Origin of the sequence: Glutamicibacter sp. NPDC127525 (assembly GCF_042672105.1) — a bacterium.
Lineage (GTDB): Bacteria > Actinomycetota > Actinomycetes > Actinomycetales > Micrococcaceae > Glutamicibacter.
This window is the reverse complement of record NZ_JBHXVN010000001.1, coordinates 785,614-802,327: the sequence shown is the minus strand read 5'-3', so window position 1 is coordinate 802,327 and position 16,714 is coordinate 785,614. Positions and strand designations below refer to the sequence as shown.

16 protein-coding genes are annotated in these 16,714 nt (G+C 60.3%); 10 read left to right on the top strand and 6 right to left on the bottom strand.

Features of this window, described 5'->3' with window-relative positions:
• The first annotated feature begins 9 nt into the window (after window positions 1-9).
• Entirely contained in the window at window positions 10-954 is a 945-nt protein-coding gene (locus ACFVHU_RS03680) for an electron transfer flavoprotein subunit alpha/FixB family protein (RefSeq protein WP_105661500.1), read from the top strand.
• Window positions 951-1,712: a PIG-L deacetylase family protein gene (locus ACFVHU_RS03675; RefSeq protein WP_105661499.1), complete on the top strand. Its 762-nt coding sequence runs from the start codon at window positions 951-953 to the stop codon at window positions 1,710-1,712. The genes ACFVHU_RS03680 and ACFVHU_RS03675 overlap by 4 nt, the downstream gene beginning before the upstream one ends.
• 91 nt (window positions 1,713-1,803) lie before the next feature.
• On the opposite strand, the gene ACFVHU_RS03670 is transcribed toward ACFVHU_RS03675, so the two are convergent.
• From ACFVHU_RS03670 to ACFVHU_RS03660, 3 genes are all read right to left on the bottom strand, one after another.
• The gene (locus tag ACFVHU_RS03670) at window positions 1,804-2,361 is read right to left on the bottom strand and encodes an anti-sigma factor domain-containing protein (protein WP_105656839.1); all 558 of its coding nucleotides are present in this window, start codon (window positions 2,359-2,361) and stop codon (window positions 1,804-1,806) included.
• A 123-nt stretch (window positions 2,362-2,484) separates the two neighbouring features.
• Window positions 2,485-2,946 (bottom strand): tRNA (cytidine(34)-2'-O)-methyltransferase, encoded by a 462-nt coding sequence (locus tag ACFVHU_RS03665; RefSeq protein ID WP_105656838.1) that lies wholly within the window; start codon window positions 2,944-2,946, stop codon window positions 2,485-2,487.
• Window positions 2,947-2,990: 44 nt separating this feature from the next.
• Window positions 2,991-3,890, bottom strand: a complete 900-nt coding sequence (locus tag ACFVHU_RS03660) for a J domain-containing protein (RefSeq protein WP_105656837.1) — start codon at window positions 3,888-3,890, stop codon at window positions 2,991-2,993.
• A gap of 117 nt (window positions 3,891-4,007) precedes the next feature.
• On the opposite strand from ACFVHU_RS03660, the gene ACFVHU_RS03655 reads away from it, so the two are divergent.
• Window positions 4,008-4,907, top strand: coding sequence for a diacylglycerol kinase family protein (locus ACFVHU_RS03655; protein ID WP_166650798.1), 900 nt, complete (start codon window positions 4,008-4,010; stop codon window positions 4,905-4,907).
• Here ACFVHU_RS03655 and ACFVHU_RS03650 read toward each other — a convergent pair.
• Together ACFVHU_RS03650 and folP are read right to left on the bottom strand one after the other, a co-directional pair.
• Window positions 4,876-5,634, bottom strand: coding sequence for a pyrimidine reductase family protein (locus tag ACFVHU_RS03650; protein WP_105661497.1), 759 nt, complete (start codon window positions 5,632-5,634; stop codon window positions 4,876-4,878). The genes ACFVHU_RS03655 and ACFVHU_RS03650 overlap by 32 nt on opposite strands.
• 12 nt (window positions 5,635-5,646) lie before the next feature.
• Complete coding sequence (gene folP / locus ACFVHU_RS03645; RefSeq protein ID WP_105656834.1) at window positions 5,647-6,573, bottom strand: dihydropteroate synthase; 927 nt, start codon at window positions 6,571-6,573, stop codon at window positions 5,647-5,649.
• A 112-nt stretch (window positions 6,574-6,685) separates the two neighbouring features.
• On the opposite strand from folP, the gene ACFVHU_RS03640 reads away from it, so the two are divergent.
• From ACFVHU_RS03640 to mnmA, 3 genes are read left to right on the top strand one after another with little or no spacing between them, the layout of a single operon-like run.
• Complete coding sequence (locus ACFVHU_RS03640; RefSeq protein ID WP_105656833.1) at window positions 6,686-7,495, top strand: hypothetical protein; 810 nt, start codon at window positions 6,686-6,688, stop codon at window positions 7,493-7,495.
• A gap of 29 nt (window positions 7,496-7,524) precedes the next feature.
• Entirely contained in the window at window positions 7,525-8,760 is a 1,236-nt protein-coding gene (locus ACFVHU_RS03635) for a cysteine desulfurase family protein (RefSeq protein ID WP_388022519.1), read from the top strand.
• Window positions 8,757-9,893 (top strand): tRNA 2-thiouridine(34) synthase MnmA, encoded by a 1,137-nt coding sequence (gene mnmA, locus ACFVHU_RS03630; protein WP_105656831.1) that lies wholly within the window; start codon window positions 8,757-8,759, stop codon window positions 9,891-9,893. Before ACFVHU_RS03635 ends, mnmA begins: the two co-directional genes overlap by 4 nt.
• A 679-nt stretch (window positions 9,894-10,572) precedes the next feature.
• On the opposite strand, the gene ACFVHU_RS03625 is transcribed toward mnmA, so the two are convergent.
• Window positions 10,573-10,932 (bottom strand): hypothetical protein, encoded by a 360-nt coding sequence (locus ACFVHU_RS03625; RefSeq protein ID WP_105656830.1) that lies wholly within the window; start codon window positions 10,930-10,932, stop codon window positions 10,573-10,575.
• A 227-nt stretch (window positions 10,933-11,159) separates the two neighbouring features.
• Between ACFVHU_RS03625 and ACFVHU_RS03620 the strand changes: the two genes are divergently transcribed.
• The 4 genes from ACFVHU_RS03620 (at window position 11,160) to ACFVHU_RS03605 (ending at window position 16,709) form a co-directional block, all read left to right on the top strand.
• Window positions 11,160-12,791, top strand: a complete 1,632-nt coding sequence (locus tag ACFVHU_RS03620; RefSeq protein WP_332485959.1) for an ABC transporter substrate-binding protein — start codon at window positions 11,160-11,162, stop codon at window positions 12,789-12,791.
• Between the two features lie 146 nt (window positions 12,792-12,937).
• Window positions 12,938-14,029 (top strand): ABC transporter permease, encoded by a 1,092-nt coding sequence (locus ACFVHU_RS03615; RefSeq protein ID WP_105656828.1) that lies wholly within the window; start codon window positions 12,938-12,940, stop codon window positions 14,027-14,029.
• Between the two features lie 2 nt (window positions 14,030-14,031).
• The gene (locus tag ACFVHU_RS03610; RefSeq protein ID WP_332485961.1) at window positions 14,032-15,018 is read left to right on the top strand and encodes an ABC transporter permease; all 987 of its coding nucleotides are present in this window, start codon (window positions 14,032-14,034) and stop codon (window positions 15,016-15,018) included.
• On the top strand, window positions 15,015-16,709 hold the full coding sequence (locus ACFVHU_RS03605; RefSeq protein WP_105656826.1) for an ABC transporter ATP-binding protein: 1,695 nt from the start codon (window positions 15,015-15,017) through the stop codon (window positions 16,707-16,709). Before ACFVHU_RS03610 ends, ACFVHU_RS03605 begins: the two co-directional genes overlap by 4 nt.
• Window positions 16,710-16,714: the final 5 nt, after the last annotated feature.

Here is a 16,714-nt window from a genome sequence, read left to right as displayed (position 1 = left end):
ATATTGAACATGCCTTCAGCACTAGTATTTTTCACTGAGCTTTCCGCGGCTCCCTCCAAAGGCCAGCGCGAACTGCTGACCCTGGTCTCTGGTTTCGAGAACCCGGCCGTGGCCGTTGCCAACCAAGTCAGCGACGAAGCCCAGCAGGTTCTCGCTTCCTATGGCGTGGTGAAGCTATTCACCGCTTCCGGCGATGCCCCAGTTTTCGGCCAGCACGAAATTTCCGTGCTTGACGCAGCCGTGCAGGCTACTGCCGCCAAATTGGTCTTGCTTGCTAATGACAATTTCAGCCGTGAGCTCGGTGCCCGTTTGGCTGTGCGCCGCAACGGTGCGATTATCACCGACGTCATTGGCATCAGCGGGGATCTTGTAGCTACCAAGGATGAACTGGCAGGAAGCTACAGCGTTCAGGCCAGGGCAACCAACGGCACCCTGTTTGCCACCTTGAAGCCGAACAGCATCGAAGACGCGCCAGCGGCCTCCAGCACCGCCTTGGCAGTTGAGGAATTGGCTTTGGAGAACTCCAACGATGCCAAGGTCCGGATTGCTGCGGCGGAGGCGAAAGGCGCAAGTGATCGACCTGCCCTGACCGAAGCGCGCGTCGTGGTTGCTGGTGGTCGTGGTGTCAACGGAGACTTTGGCCCGGTTGAAGACCTTGCCGATGCCCTGGGAGCTGCCGTGGGCGCTTCTCGTGCAGCTACCGATGCCGGCTGGATCTCGCACGATGCGCAGATCGGCCAGACCGGTGCCACCGTCGCACCGCAGCTGTACATCTCTGCCGGCATCTCGGGAGCGATACAGCAGAAGGCCGGAATGCAGACCAGCAAGTTCATCATCGCGATCAACAAGGATGTCGACGCCCCGGTGTTCGAGATCGCAGACCTGGGTATCGTTGGTGACCTGGCCAAGGTCCTGCCGCAGGCCGCCGAAGAGATTCGACGTCGCAAGGCATGATCGATACAGCGCAATTCATTGGTGCAGGCGCCCAACGGGTCCTGGCCTTCGGCGCCCATCCCGATGATCTGGACTTTGGGGCAGCCGGGACGGTAGCGGCCCTGACCGCGGCGGGGGCAGAGGTTCAGTATTGCATCATGACTGACGGCGACGCCGGCGGTTTTGATGACCGGGATCCTGAGGAAACGGCTAAGCTGCGCCACGAAGAGCAGAAACAGGCCGCCGCCAAGGTGGGTGTGAAAACGGTCCACTTCCTTGGCGAACGCGATGGCTTCCTGGAAGCCAACCACGATGTCATGCGCAAGGTGGTCCGGCTGATGCGCCAGGTGAAGCCAACCATCGTGATTGCAATGCACCCGGAGCGCAAGTGGGATCGGATACAGGCCTCGCACCCAGACCATCTGGCCTGCGGTGAAGCGGTCACCCGTGCGATCTACCCGGCGGTGGAGAATCCGTTCTCCTACCCGGAGCTGCTGCATGGCGAAGGACTGGAAGCCTACAAGGTGCCTTGGCTCTGGTTGTGCGGGGCTCCGCAGGAACGCGAGAACGCCTATGTGGACATCACCGAATTCTTCGAGAAGAAGATGGACGCCTTGCGTTCGCACTTCACCCAGCACCCGGATGTTGCCGCCATGGAAAACTACGTTTTGCAGCAGTGCGAGGAAAACGCCGAGCGTGGCCAGCTGGGAAAGGGCAAGCTTGCCGAAGCATTCCACGCAGTTGCCGTGAACGCCCGCGACACGATAGCCGGGTTCTGAGTATCCAGGCAAAGCAGACCGGAAAAAGTTCGGGGCGAAGATCAAGAATTGATCTTCGCCCCGAACTTTTTGGCTGGCCAGAGGTGAGCTGCTAGCTCTCGTCTTCCGTTGCCTTGTCTTGAGCCAGTGGCAGGTCGACCGATGCTTCAGCATCTTCAGATGGAGCGTCAGGGATCTTGGATCCCTCAATGGTGATGTGGAGGGCAATCACGTCTTCAGCTGGAGACAGCCCAGCCGCGGCATCTTCACCGGTGCTGGAAACGATCACGGAGACGCTGCCGGACTCATGCACGGCCCATGCAACGTACTGTTCCGAACCGTCCAGGGCAGGCAGCTCGGAGAGCTCGACACCCACAGCGCTTTCGGACTTCGACGAGCTGAGCACCGCTTGGCCTCCGCTCTTCAATTCGACGGTCTCGGTGACTGCATCATCGGCCTTGGATGCTTTGGACGCCTTGGTGCCTCCATTGAGCAGGGAGAAAATGACCACCGCTAGGACAACGATGATGGCAAGTCCCGTGACAGCGAAGATCCAGCGCTTAGGCTTTTTCTTGGCTGCACGTGAACTGCTGGCCACTTGGCTCACCAGATCTAGACCCAGGTTCTCGTCCTGGGGCTCGTCGCGGTGCTGAGAATGGCTACCGTTCATTTTCTTGGATTCTCCCGAAATGTAGTCGGCACAGTTCAATACCCGAAAACTGCGGGTACAGACTCGAGCCTACTTTATAAAGATTAGGTAAAGCTGTATGCGTGGCGCGGGCTGGCTGGTACTTTATGCGCCAGCGAAGCCGTGCTGGCGCCAAGCTTCGAAGGCTACCACCGAAGCGGTATTGGCCAGATTCATCGATCGGCGGCCTGGAAGCATCGGCAAGCGGACCAGGTCGTTGATGCGCGGATGCTTCTTGTCTTCTGCGCTCAAGCCAACCGATTCACGGCCGAAGAGCAGGATGTCGCTGGCCTCGTAGCTGATATCCGAATAGACAGTAGTTCCTTCGGATGTGAAGGCAAAGACCCGGCCTTCTCCCAGTGCTTCAAAGGCTGCGTCAAGATTTTCATGCACCGTGACGTAAGCCAGGTCGTGGTAGTCCAATCCTGCGCGACGCAGGTTGGCATCCTCGAAGTTGAAGCCTAATGGCTTGACCAAATGCAGTTCTGCGCCGGTGATGGCGGCTAGTCGGATAGCGTTGCCGGAATTACCCGGGATCTCTGGGGCATTGAAAACGATACGAAACACTCAACCAGTTTAAGCTCTCACCAACAAGAAATAGGCCATTGACCTTAGTACATCGCTTCACGTAACTGCGCCAGGGCTAGGCGATCGACGACATTCGGCGATGGGCCAGAGCCCAAGAAGAGTTTCAACTCGCGAATCAATCCCGCTGCATTGAGCACATTCGGAGTCGATGCAAGTGTTGGATCGGCATTGCGCCGGTACTCAATGACCGGTTCGTGGTGATTGCCGTTGGCAGAAAGCACCAAGGTGAACGCAACTACGTTCATCTGCATGAATTGCCGTTGCAAACCGGAGATGGAGAACTGCGGAGGCTGCGTCAGCTTATTGCCGTGGCGCAAGACATTGCCATCAAATGAATAGTAGCCATCGGGCAGAGTCATCGTATTGATCACCGCCATGCGGTAACCGGCAATCAGCACATGATCGTAGTGCCCCGACGCGGGCGAACGCAGGCCGTTGACCAAACGGGCAGCTGGCAAGATATTCAGGACGTTCTTGGAAAGCAGGTTGATGGTCTGCGCCTCGCGGATCAGCCGTGCACGGTTGGAGAACAGACCGCGTTTTCGGGGTTCTCCATGAACGCGCTGCTCACAGACTTTTCTGTCCAGCAATGTAGGAGACGTATCCGAGAACGGTGGAACATATTCGGTGGGCAACTGCGCCTTGGGCTGCTGAGGGCTCTTGCGCAGGCGCTCGTCAAAAGGACGGGCGCTGAACCCGGCGCGTGGAGCGTTGCCCGGAGACTGGAAGGTCTGCTCATAACCCAGCGGAGACGCCATCTCGCTGAGCTGCTGGAAAGCGCGCTGTACTTCTTTGAACTTTTCTTCGCTGCCACCGAGATCGGGATGGGTCGCGCGAGCGGCCCTTCGGTAAGCGACCTTGATATCTTCCATGCTCGCAGTAGGCGCGACACCAAGAATTTCGTATGGGCTTGGTGTACTCATTGAACGGAGGAATCCTCTCGGTGAAAAAGACCGGATGGCCAGTGTTCCCCAGTTTAGCGAATCCAACCCAGCAAATTCTTTGTAGAAGCGTCAAGTTGCTGGGTAATCTCTATGGTCATGAGCTCGTTTGGTCGCACCGCAGAAATCCGCATCATCTTCCACCCCGCCTCAGGCCGAGGCCGGGGGATGCGCCTTGCCCAGCAGCTTGCCCACGCGCTTGGCAAGCTCGGGCTGGAACATGGGCTAGTTGATACTTCAAGGACGAGCGTGGAACTGGTGGGGGACCAGCTCAGAGCTTCGCGGGCGATCGTCATCATTGGCGGTGATGGGCTGATCCACCACTGCATCCAGCACGTTGCGGGAACTTCGATTCCCATCGGTGTCATCCCCGCAGGCAGCGGCAACGACTTCTGGCGCATGACAGGGGACGCGAATGCAGAAGAATCCTTGGCCAAGGTGATTGCGTTTTGCAAGCAGCCGGGAGCAACTATGCCCATTGACGTGCTGGAGCTGCGGTTTGACCAGGCCGGCAGAACACCGCGCTATGCACTGGGTGCCGTGTCCTGGGGATTTGAAGCCACCGTCAACGCGAAAGCCAACGCGTTGCCGCGGCAGCTGGGAGCACTGCGGTATATCGCCGGTTTGATCCTGTGCCTTCCCCAGCTGCGCGGATGCCCCAGTGGGGTGAGGGCCGACGGGCTGCGATTCAGCGGAAGCGTCCTGGCCGCCAGCGTCGCGAATATCAAGTCCCTTGGTGGCGGCATCAAGCTCTTCCCGCATGCTGATTTCACCGACGGTACCGCGGAATTGGCTATCGTACGCGGACCAAATATTCTGCGGGTCCTTCCGTATCTGGCAAGGATCCTCACCGGAGCGCCGCATCCATGGAAGGTCAGCGCAAACCTCACGCGGGCCCGCATCGAGACATCCCGGGACAGCTATGCTGACGGGGAATGCATGGGGGCCGGGTCCTTTGAGCTAGCTGTTATTCCCGCGGGGATCCAGCTGATTTCCTAAGTCGATAGTCGCAGAAGAGCATGCTGTCCTCTTCAAACAAGGAATGCAGCTCGAAGGCGTGGAACCCCTGACGATCGTGAACCGCTATTCTCATGCCATCACCTGCCACAAGGACAGGAGAGTAGCTGATGCAAACCGAATCCACCGCGCCAGCCGAGGCGAACTGCCCAAAAACGTGAGGACCGCCTTCAGCGTGGATGAAGCCGTATCCCTTGGAATGCAGATATGCGATGATTTCGGTCGGATCACACCCGCCCTCGGTTTCGGAAACCTGCACGAGAGTGGCATTGGGTCCAAAGGACCGACGCTGTTCGTCGGTGACCTGAACGCTGGTGAAAAGCAGAACCGGAACCGGGGATTGGGCAAACACCGGGGCCGTTGGCTCCAGATGCAATCCTCGTGAGATGAGCGCCAGCACGGGCTGTGGCGGCAGGCCATGTTCGATACGCCACGCCATGTCCTCCGCGGACAGGAGCTGGCCTTCGTAGCCCTCGGCACGAACCGTTCCAGCACCCACCATGATCACGTCGGCAAGCCGGCGCAAGAGTGCGAAAACCCTCTGATCGCCAGGAGAGCCCAATGCTTTGGAGAGCCCATCAACCTGGGCACTTCCGTCGATGCTGCTGACGAAGTTGAAACGCACGAATGGGCGATGCTCGCTGGAATAGCGCTCAAGCAGGAACTGGTCATCAACCTGATCTGCTGGTTGGGGAAGCAGGGCACGCATCTGGGAAAATCCTTACTTGCTGACTTCGGGTTCTGGGTGAGCAGGAGGATTGACATCCCCCATGTTGTGTATCTGGTAGGCAGGCTCCCGCCACCCTTGTGCTGCTTCGAGCAGGCGTACTGTCTGCACCGATTCAGGAATATTGTGCATCCGCAATATGCGGGCACCGTTCATGGCACAGATCGTTGCTGCCACCATAGAACCAACCATGCGCTCAGCCTTCGGCAAGTTCAAGGTTTCACCGATGAAGTCCTTGTTCGAGACCGCTGCCAAGGCCGGATAGCCCAAATCGGCAAAGGCCTGGAACCCAGCGGTCAAATCCAGAGTGTGGCGGGTGTTCTTGTTCAGGTCGTGCCCTGGATCAACAATGATCTTTGCCGGAGAAACACCAGCGTCCAACGCAATCTGGATTTTCTCCAGCAGATACTGGCGGATCTCGGCCACCACATCGTCGTAGCTAGGGCGCGGGTAAACGGTGCGGGGCTTGGCTAGCGAATGGGTGATCACCACATGCACGTTGTTCTTGGCTACCACCCGGGCCAAACCGGGATAGGAAAAGCCTGTGGTGTCATTGATGACATCAGCGCCGGCATCAATGGCAGCCTGCGCCACCTGTGGATGGAAAGTGTCTGCAGAAATAATCACCGAACTGCGGCTACGCACTTGATGGATAACCGGCACAATTCGCTCTGCTTCCTCCTGCCACGGGAGCTCCGGGCCCGGAGAGAAGGGGACTCCGCCGATATCCACCCAGTCAGCACCTGCCTCGACCGCACGCATGGCAGCGGCCACAGCATCATCCAAGCCAAAGGTCGACCCGGCATCGTAGAAAGAATCCGGAGTGCGGTTGATCACTGCCATCACCGCGATCCGCTGTGAGAAATCCAGGGAGCGCTGGGAGAAATCATGGACTGGAACCAAGAAATCAGGCTTGAACATGCAGGAAGGCTCCCTTAGCTGGAATCGACACGTCATCAGTTGTTCCTCTATTCATACCACCGACCACGGTTCGGAGGAGGAATCCGCCCGCTGCTCTCGCTAGGCTTGGACCATGCAGTTTTCACACCTCTCCGCAGCCCACGGGCAATGGATCGCCGCAGCTTGTGCATCAGCCGACCCCAGCACGGTAGTAGCCCAGATCCCGCATGGCTACGAACGCTACGTCCGCATCCTTCACCCAGCACTGGATGAAGATGACCAGTTGGTGCGCTGGGAGACGGTGGCACAGAGCCGCAAGCACATCATCACCGCCGCGGATCTTTTTGAAACCGTGGCCGGACTGGACGCGCAAGGCAATCCTGCGACCGAAGACGCCTGGGTAGATACCGACCTGCCGCTGGACCAGCTCCCGGAATCGCAATGGCAAGCACTAGCCGCCGAAATGGTCCGGGTTTCTGCCAAAGACCAGAAGTTCGTGGTGGGCTTGTGGGCCGGTTACGCATTTATCGCGGGCGGGGAACGCATACAGATTGAGCGCGAGCCGGATCCTGCATTGAGCGATGACGAGAACCAGCGGGTGTACGAGTTGGCGCTCGCCGAGGCGCAGAAACCTGCCTTTGGTCCCGAGATCATCCAGGCAGAACCGTTCGATCTGGGTGGCGGATACCGGAACTACCACCTGTTCGAAGCGGACGCGGAGTTCCTGGCGCAGCCCGAATGGGCCAGAACTGCCGACGGCGCCCAACGCCAGCGCCCGGCGCTGGCGTTTGCGGCGGACCATTCCTGGATGCTGTCGACAGAACCGTTTGATGATTGCACCATCCTGGGTGGTCCTGCTTCATTGATTGAGGCGGTCTTGAACAATCCGGCGCTGGAGGCCATTGAGGTTGGCCAATTCACACGGATCGGCCATTCAAACTAGGGCGCCCCACCCCGTACCATTGAAGTGTTATGAAAACTTCCGCCGTATACCTGGATCACGCGGCAACCACCGATCTGAATCCAGCAGCTCTGGCTGCCATCACCGAACAGTATTCCCGCACCGGAAACCCGTCTTCTTTGCATGGGGCCGGACGTCGCGCCAACCGTGCGGTGGATGATGCCCGCCAAGCTATCGCCATGGCCGCCGGGGCGCACTCCAGCGAATTGATCTTCACATCTGGTGGGACTGAATCGGATAACTTGGCGCTGAAGGGACTGTTCTGGAACCGCGTGGCGGCCAATGAGCAGGCGCGTGCCATCGTGCTCACCGGCATTGAGCACCACGCGGTCCTGGATACGGCTACCTGGCTGCAGGACCATGAGAATGCCACCTTGCTGTGGCTCGCCGTGGATGAAGACGGTGTCGTTGATCTGCAGGCGGCCGAAAAGCTATTTGAAGAGCAGCACGAGCAGATCGCTTTGGCCACCTTGATGTGGGCCAACAATGAAGTCGGCACCGTTCAGCCGATCCGTGAATTTGCTGCCCTAGCTGGCAAGTACGGGGTCCCGGTGCATTCGGATGCGGTGCAGGCCTTTGGTGCGCTCGCGGTCGACTTCGGCTCCTCGAATCTGGCCACCATGGCGATTAGCGCGCATAAGATCGGTGGCCCGGTAGGCATCGGCGGGCTACTGGTTCGCCGCGATATTGTGCTCACCCCGGTCCAGCACGGCGGTGGACACGAACGCAAGCTGCGATCGGGGACTTTGAATGCTGCCCACGCGGCCGGCTTTGCCGCCGCGGCTACCACGGTGCGTTCTGGATTGCGGCAGGAAGCTGCGCGGCTGAGCGAACTGCGTGAATATGCGATTGAGAAGATCACCGGCTTGATTCCGGAAGCGGTGCTGAACGGACCACGGGATCAGGGCAATGAGGGCCAGCGCCTCCCGGGCAATCTGCACTTCACCTTCCCGGAATGCGAGGGGGACTCCTTGCTATTCGGCTTGGACATGGTTGGCATCGCATCATCCACCGGTTCGGCGTGCACCGCTGGTGTTCCGCAGCCTTCGCATGTTTTGCTGGCTATGGGACGCGATGCGCGCACCTCGCGCAGTGTGCAACGCTTCACATTGGGGCATACATCCACACGCGCCGACGTTGACGCATTATTAGAGGCTTTGCCCCAAGCGTATGCTCAGGCAAAGAAGGCTGGCATGGCAGCCGATGAAAGCAGCATCCACACGGCAGGAACAGGTTTTACACGATGAAAGTACTAGCAGCGATGTCCGGAGGCGTGGACTCGGCGGTAGCCGCGGCCCGCGCAGTTGAAGCCGGCCATGATGTGGTCGGCGTGCACCTGGCCCTGTCTCGCATGCCGGGGACCCTTCGCACCGGTTCGCGCGGTTGCTGCACCTTGGAAGACTCCAATGATGCATGGCGTGCCTGCGACAAGCTGGGCATCCCATACTACGTCTGGGACTTCTCGGACCGCTTCGCAGAAGACGTGGTGCAGGACTTCGTGGATGAATACGAAGCTGGCCGCACCCCGAATCCCTGCATGCGATGCAATGAGAAGATCAAGTTCGCTGCCTTGCTGGAAAAGGCATTGGCCCTGGGCTTCGACGCGGTATGCACCGGGCACTACGCCAAGGTGCTGCGCGATTCCGAGGGCAACCCGGAGCTGCACCGAGCCGCAGACTGGGCCAAGGACCAGTCCTACGTTTTGGGCGTGCTGACCCACGAACAGCTGGAACACTGCATGTTCCCGCTAGCCGAGACTCCCTCCAAGGCGGAAGTTCGCGCCGAAGCCGCAGCGCGCGGACTGACCGTGGCGAACAAGCCAGATAGCTATGACATCTGCTTCATTCCCGATGGCGATACCCGCGGTTGGCTGGCTGAACGCATCGAGATGAAACCAGGCGAGATCGTTGACCACGAGGGCAACCAGCTCGGTGAGCACGAAGGCGCCCAAGCCTTCACGGTTGGCCAGCGCAAGGGTCTTCGACTGGGTCGTCCGGCCGCCGACGGCAAACCGCGCTTCGTCTTGGAAATCCGTCCGAAGGACAACAAGGTCATCGTCGGTCCAGAGGCCCTGCTGGCTGTGGACCAGCTGCGCGGCATCCGCATTTCCTGGGCTGGCCTGCCGATCGCTGAAGTTTTCAGCGGAGACAAGTTCGACTGCATGGTGCAGGTGCGCGCGCACGGCGATCCGGTCGCCGCGGTAGCCCACATGGAGCGCTCGGAAGAAGGCCGCGACGAGTTGGTTGTCAACCTTCCCGAAGGCATGCGTGGAGTCGCGCCGGGCCAGACCATGGTCGTCTACCAGGACAGCCGCGTGCTGGGCCAAGCGACCATCGATTCTGCTCGTTCCAGCGAATGGGACTCCAGCATGGTCAATTAATTAGCCATCCAAAGAAACCCTTGGTCCAGTTCAAGATAATGAACTGGACCAAGGGTTTCTTCGCGTCGTGATTCAAGTTAGACGAACGGCTGGTTGCAACGGAGCTCGGCGGCCATCCGCTTCGGCCGTGGGCGTCCGGCACGTATTCGCCCGGCATTGCCGGCGATTACCGGTGGTGTGTGGGATTCGGCCTGTCTTCAAGGGCCGCTTGGGGCTTGCTGGCTCACTGCATTGGTTCGACCCTCTAGGTTTCGCTATTGAATTGGGCTGCCGACCCTGTTGCGCCACCGGATGCCCTGGCTTCCAATGCGCTCGCTGCGATGTTCTCGAGAATGCTCACCAGCGGTAGCTGGGCGGATAGGGGCGCATCGTCCAGAACAACGGATCATTCCAGTCGGCAGAACCAATTCGTACCAATCCGGAAGGCCTCCACGAGCTAGATGCCCGAGGGGCTCGGGCAGCAGTACTCAAGGCCTTCGCAAGATCCAGCCGACGGCCGGTGCATGGAACCTGCACTGGATGATGCTGGACTCTGTCCGGTTGCCCGCTGCATGCATTCCCGTGGCGGAAAGGACGCCCAGGGGGATGAACCGAGTGAAGAGCACGAGCTTGCGCGACAGCGAAGGGTGCCGGACCAATATCGGTCCGGCACCCTTCGCCATTGTGTTGTATTCAGCTTCTAGCCTTCGTCGACAATGCCGAACATATGAGCTGAAATATCTTGGTACTCCACGCGGGTCTTGCCCTTTTCCAGCTTCGGAAGCTGTGCAGGGGAGTGGGTGTGGCAGTGCACGAAATCGAAGGCAGGCCACCACTTCTTGGGACGTTCGTACTCGCTGAAGCCGCAGACTTCGCAGACCAGATGAATCCACACAGGGCGTTTGCCGGTACGGTTGGCGCGCGACTGCTCCAACCAAGCTGGTGGATTGGTGTTCAGCTCACGGAATTCAGCCTCGCTCATTTTGGAAGGAATGCCGTGGCGCTTGGCCATTTCTACTGGGATATCCAACGCGATTGCCGCGTCTCTACGAGTCATCATTGACATCTAGCTTATGCCATCTAGCCAAAAGGCCGGAAGGAATCCCCGCGCATCTCACCGTTGAGCACGGAGCGGTATGGGCTGAAGCACAAAAAGCGGGCGTCGAGACCGCGCTTTTGCCAGTTTCCGCCGGCCCCATTCGTATTTTGTGCCTTGCATCACTTAGGCTATGTGAAGCATGTGCTAATCATCACAGCCCATGCATGTACCTAGACGAAGGATGACTCATGGCTCGCAAGAAGAACGGGCTGCGACTCGCAGCAGCCGTTGTGGGTATCTCTGCCCTGGCACTGACCGGCTGCACCCAAGCCGCAGACAGCGGCAATGAAGAGGGCGGCAATGGCGAAGCCAGCGCCCCAATCACCCTGGGCACCACCGACAAAGTGACCTCCCTGGACCCTGCCGGATCTTACGACAACGGTTCGTTCATGGTCATGAACCAGATTTACCCGTTCCTGCTCAACTCCGAGCCGGGCAGCCCGGACCCATCGATGAGCCTTGCCGAGTCCGCGGAGTTCACTACCCCGACTGAATACACGGTCAAGCTAAAGCCGGGCTTGAAGTGGGCCAACGGCCACGACCTTGACTCCAAGGACGTCAAGTTCACCTTCGACCGCCAGCTGAAGATCGCGGACCCTAACGGCCCATCCTCGCTGCTGGGCAACGTTGAATCCATCGAGGCTCCTGACGCCACCACGGTGGTATTCAAGCTGAAGGTCGGCAATGACCAGACCTTCCCGCAGGTGCTGACCTCCCCGGTCGGCCCGATCGTCGATGATGAAGTGTTCTCCGCAGACGCAGTCATGGACGACCAGAAGATCGTTGAGGCCAAGGCCTTCGGCGGCCAGTACGTCATTGATTCGTACAACAAGAACAACCTGATCTCCTTCAGTGCCAACGAGTCCTACCAGGGCGTTCTGGGCCCTGCAGCCAACGACAAGGCAGCGATCAAGTACTACGCGGACGCCAATAACCTGAAGCTCGAAGTCCAAGAAGGCAAGATCGACGTCGCATGGCGTTCGCTGACCCCAACCGACATCGAAGACCTGGGCAAGGATGAGAATCTGGCGGTCCACAAGGGACCGGGTGGCGAGCTGCGCTACATCGTCTTCAACTTCGATTCCATGCCATACGGTGCCAAGACCGATGATGCTGATGAAGCGAAGTCACTGGCCGTACGCCAGGCAGCGGCGCACCTTGTGGACCGCGAAGCCATCGCGAAGAACGTCTACAAGGACACCTACACCCCGGCTTACTCGTACGTGCCGCAAGGCTTCACCGGCGCCACCGAGCCGCTGAAGGACATGTACGGCACCGACGGCAAGCCGGATGCAAGCAAGGCCAAGAAGGTTCTGGAAGATGCCGGAGTGAAGACCCCGGTCAAGCTCGCGCTGCAGTACAACCCGGATCACTATGGCCCGAACTCCGGTGACGAATACGCACTGGTTGAAAAGCAGCTGGAGGCCGATGGCCTGTTCGAAGTGGATTTGAAGTCCACCGAATGGGTGACCTACCAGAAGCAGCGCGTCACGGATTACCCGGCCTACCAGCTGGGCTGGTTCCCGGACTACTCGGATGCCGACAACTACCTGTCGCCGTTCTTTGCCAAGGAGAACTTCCTTTCGAACAACTACGACAACCCCGAGGTTGACAAGCTGATCTCCGATCAGCGAGGAATGGTCGACGCTGCGGAGCGCACCAAGGCCATCGAAGAACTGCAGACGATGGTGGCTGAGGACTTGTCCACGCTTCCACTGCTGCAGGGTGCCCAGGTGGCCATTGCAGGCAAGGACGTCAAGGACGTTGACAAGACCTTGGACGCATCGTTCAAGTTCCGTCTCGGTGTGCTGAGCAAGTAATTCGGCTCTCGCCTCGCAGACACCAAACCTGAGGGGATCTGCCACGCGCCAACCCTTGGCGCGCGCGGTGGATCCCCTTGGCATGCGCCGTCATTGACCGCTCAAGGCGGCGCATTGCCACGCATCCTGAACCATAAGGACAGACGATGACTATCACGTCGCCACCGGGCCAAGAAGCAAGCCCGCTAGCAACACCCAAACCAGCAAAGCAAAAAGGCGGAGGATTCCTCCGCTACTTGATTACCCGATTCTTGCTGATCATTCCCACTGTCTTCATCCTCATCACAGTGGTGTTCTTCCTGATGCGCGTGACCGGCGACCCGATCACCGCAGCCTTGGGCGGACGGCTCACCCCGGACCAGCTGGCCCAGCGCATCCATGAAGCCGGATACGACCGGCCGATCCTGATCCAGTACTTCGAGTACCTGGGCCAGATCTTCACCGGCGATCTGGGCCGCACCATGAGCGATAACCGGGCGGTCACCGAGGTGCTGGCCACCTACGGCGCGGCAACTTTGGAACTGGCCATCAACGCGGTCCTCGTCGCACTGCTGGTCGGCATCCCGCTGGGCCTGGTTGCCGCGAAGTTCCGCGACCGCTACCCGGATGCCGTGTTGCGCATCCTTGCAATCCTTTCCTACGCCACCCCGGTGTTCTTCGCCGGCCTGCTGCTCAAGCTGGTCTTCGGCGTATGGCTAGGCTGGCTGCCGATCAGCGGCCGTGCCGACTGGCAGACCGAGCTTGAACTGACCGGCCTGCAGAGCCCATCGGGCATCTACTGGCTCGATGCGCTGCGCAGCGGCAATAGCGCTGCCTTCTGGAATGTCACCGAGCATGCGATCCTGCCAGCCCTGGCACTAGGCCTGCTCACCGGCGGCGTGTTCCTGCGCCTGGTGCGCACCAACGCAATTGGCACGCTGGGCCGCGAATACGTGGAAGCCGGCCGTTCGCGCGGCGTCAGCGAATTCCGCCTCACCACCAAGCACGCATACCGTCCGGCGCTGATCCCGATCATCACCGTCATGGGCCTGCAGATTGCCATGCTGCTCGGTGGAGCAGTGCTGACCGAGACCACCTTCGAATGGTCCGGCTTGGGCTTCAAGCTCGCCGAATACCTCACCGCCCGCGACTTCGTGGCTGTGCAGGGCATCGTGGTGCTGCTGGCCATTATCGTCGCCGTCACCAACTTCATCGTTGACGTGCTGGCCGCCTTGATCGACCCGAGAGTCAGGTACTAATCATGAGTACAGCTACCTTGCCGGCTTCGAACAAGTCCTGGCTGGACCGGCTCCCGGTCATCTCCCACCTGCGCATGTCCTCGGGCCTGCAGCGGGGCATGCTGGTTGCCGGTCTGGCGCTCTCCGGCCTGTTCATCGTTACCGCCCTGTTCGCGCCGCTGATTGCGCCTTTCGATTTCGCGCAGTCCTCGGATGCATCCGGGGACTTCCCGCGCCAGGCGGCTCCGGACAGCAAATTCATCTGGGGCACCACCGCCACCGGCTATGACGTGTTCTCGCGGACCCTCTTCGGTGCGCAGACGGCCATCTGGGTGATCCTGGCGGCCGTGGTCATGTCCCTGTTCCTGGGCGTATTGCTGGGCTTGATCTCCGGCTACCTCGGCGGCTGGTTCGACCGCATCGCCGTGGTGTTGGCCGATGCGATCTACGCGTTCCCATCCCTGCTGCTGGCCATCGTGATGTCCATCGTGATTTCCCAGGGCCAGTCTTCGCTCTTCGGCGGCGTGATGGCAGCGGCCATCTCCATCACCGTGGTGTTCATCCCGCAGTACTTCCGCGTGGTCCGCGCCGAAGTGATGCGGCTGAAGGCGGAACCCTTCGTGGAATCCGCACAGGTGATCGGCGCCAGCCCATGGCGAGTGATGTTCGCGCACCTGCTGCGCAACGCCACCCGCACCTTGCCGCTGATCTTCACGCTGAATGCCACCGAGGCATTGCTGACCCTGGCGGGCCTGGGCTTCCTGGGCTTCGGCATCGAACCGACCAGTGCTTCGGAATGGGGCTACGACCTGAACCGCGCGATGTCAGATGCCACTAGCGGAATCTGGTGGACCGGCCTGTTCCCGGGCTTGGCCATCGTGCTCACCGTGATGGGCTTGACCCTGGTTGGCGAGTCCATGAATGACCTCAATGACCCGCGCCTGCGCCGCTTCAGCCGCAAGAAGGCCAAGCGCATCACCCAGTCCGGACAGGTAGGAGCAAGCAAATGACCAACAGTCCTCTCCTCGACTCCGAGGCCAACGTCGGCACACCCGCTGTCTTGCGCATCGAAGACCTGAACATTGATTTCGTCACGGACGCCGGCGCAGTGCCGGCAGTGCGCGGCGTTGATTTGCAAGTCAGGGCCGGCGAGATCCTGGCCATCGTGGGCGAATCCGGATCCGGCAAGTCCGTCACGGCACGCACTGCTCTGGGCATCCTGGCCGAGAACGGTGCCTCGCACGGCGGGGTCTACCTCAAAGGCAAGAACATGCTCACCCTGCGCGGCCGCGAGCTGCGCGCGGCTCGCGGCCGGGATGTGGCCATGGTCTTCCAGGAACCATCCACGGCACTGAACCCGGTGTACACCGTGGGGTGGCAGATCATGGAGGGCATCCGCGCGCACAACAGGATTTCCAAGAAGGAGGCCAGGACGCGCGCCATCGAGGCGATGCGCCAGGTCGGCATCCCGGATCCAGAGCAGCGCGTGGACTACTACCCGCACCAGTTCTCCGGTGGCCAGAAGCAGCGCGTGGTCATCGCCGCGGCGCTGGCCCTGAAGCCGGAACTGATTGTGGCAGATGAGCCAACCACCGCATTGGATGTCACGGTGCAGGCTGAAATTCTCCAGCTGCTGCGCGACCTGCGTGATCAGCTGGGTACCGCCATCGTCATCATCACCCACAATATGGGGGTGGTGGCCGATATCGCCGACCGCGTGATCGTGATGAACCAGGGGCAGATCGTTGAGCAAGCACCATCGATCCAGCTCTTCGAAGCACCGCAAGAGGACTACACCAAGTCCCTGCTGGCTGCCGTGCCGCACCTGGGGCGCGAAAGCGCCTCGGAGGGACTAGTCGAACGTCCGAACCAGGATGCTGAATTGCTGGTGGAAGCCAAGGGCCTGAAGGTGCATTTCCCGGGACGCCTCGGGGCCCCGGGCTTCACCGCGGTCGATGAGGTGGATCTGAAGATCCACGCCGGCGAGGTCTACGGACTGGTGGGCGAGTCCGGTTCGGGGAAAACCACCATCGGCCGCAGCATCGCGGGATTGAACCGCATCACCGGTGGCTCGCTGAAGGTGCTGGGCTACGAGATGGCCCACTTCAAGGAACGCACCTTCAAGCCGCTGCGTGAGCAGATCGGCTTCGTGTTCCAGGATCCAGCGGCAAGCTTCAATCCGCACTTGACCGTAGGCGAATGCGTGGCCGAGCCACTGGCCGTGCACCGTGATCTGAACCCGCTGCAGACCCGCAACAAGGTGGCCGAACTGCTTGAGGCCGTGCAGCTTCCAGCCGGTTTTGCCAACCGCTACCCGCACGAACTCTCCGGCGGCCAGCGCCAGCGCGCGTCGCTGGCCCGCGCACTGGCCTTGGAGCCGAAACTGCTGATTGCCGATGAGCCAACCAGCGCACTGGACGTTTCGGTGCAGGCCAAGGTGCTGGAGCTGTTCCGCGAATTGCAGACCGAACTGGGCTTCGCAGCCCTGTTCGTCTCGCATGATCTGGCAGTGGTGGACCAGCTGGCTACCTGGGTGGGCGTCCTGTTCCGGGGCACCTTGCTGGAAGAAGGCTTGGGCTCCAAGGTCCTGGCCAACCCGCAGCATGAATACACCCAGCGCCTGATCGCCTCGCTTCCGGTTCCGGACCCGCGCGAACAGGCGCAGCGACGCAAACTGATTGAACAGCTGAACGCCTCCTGAGCAGC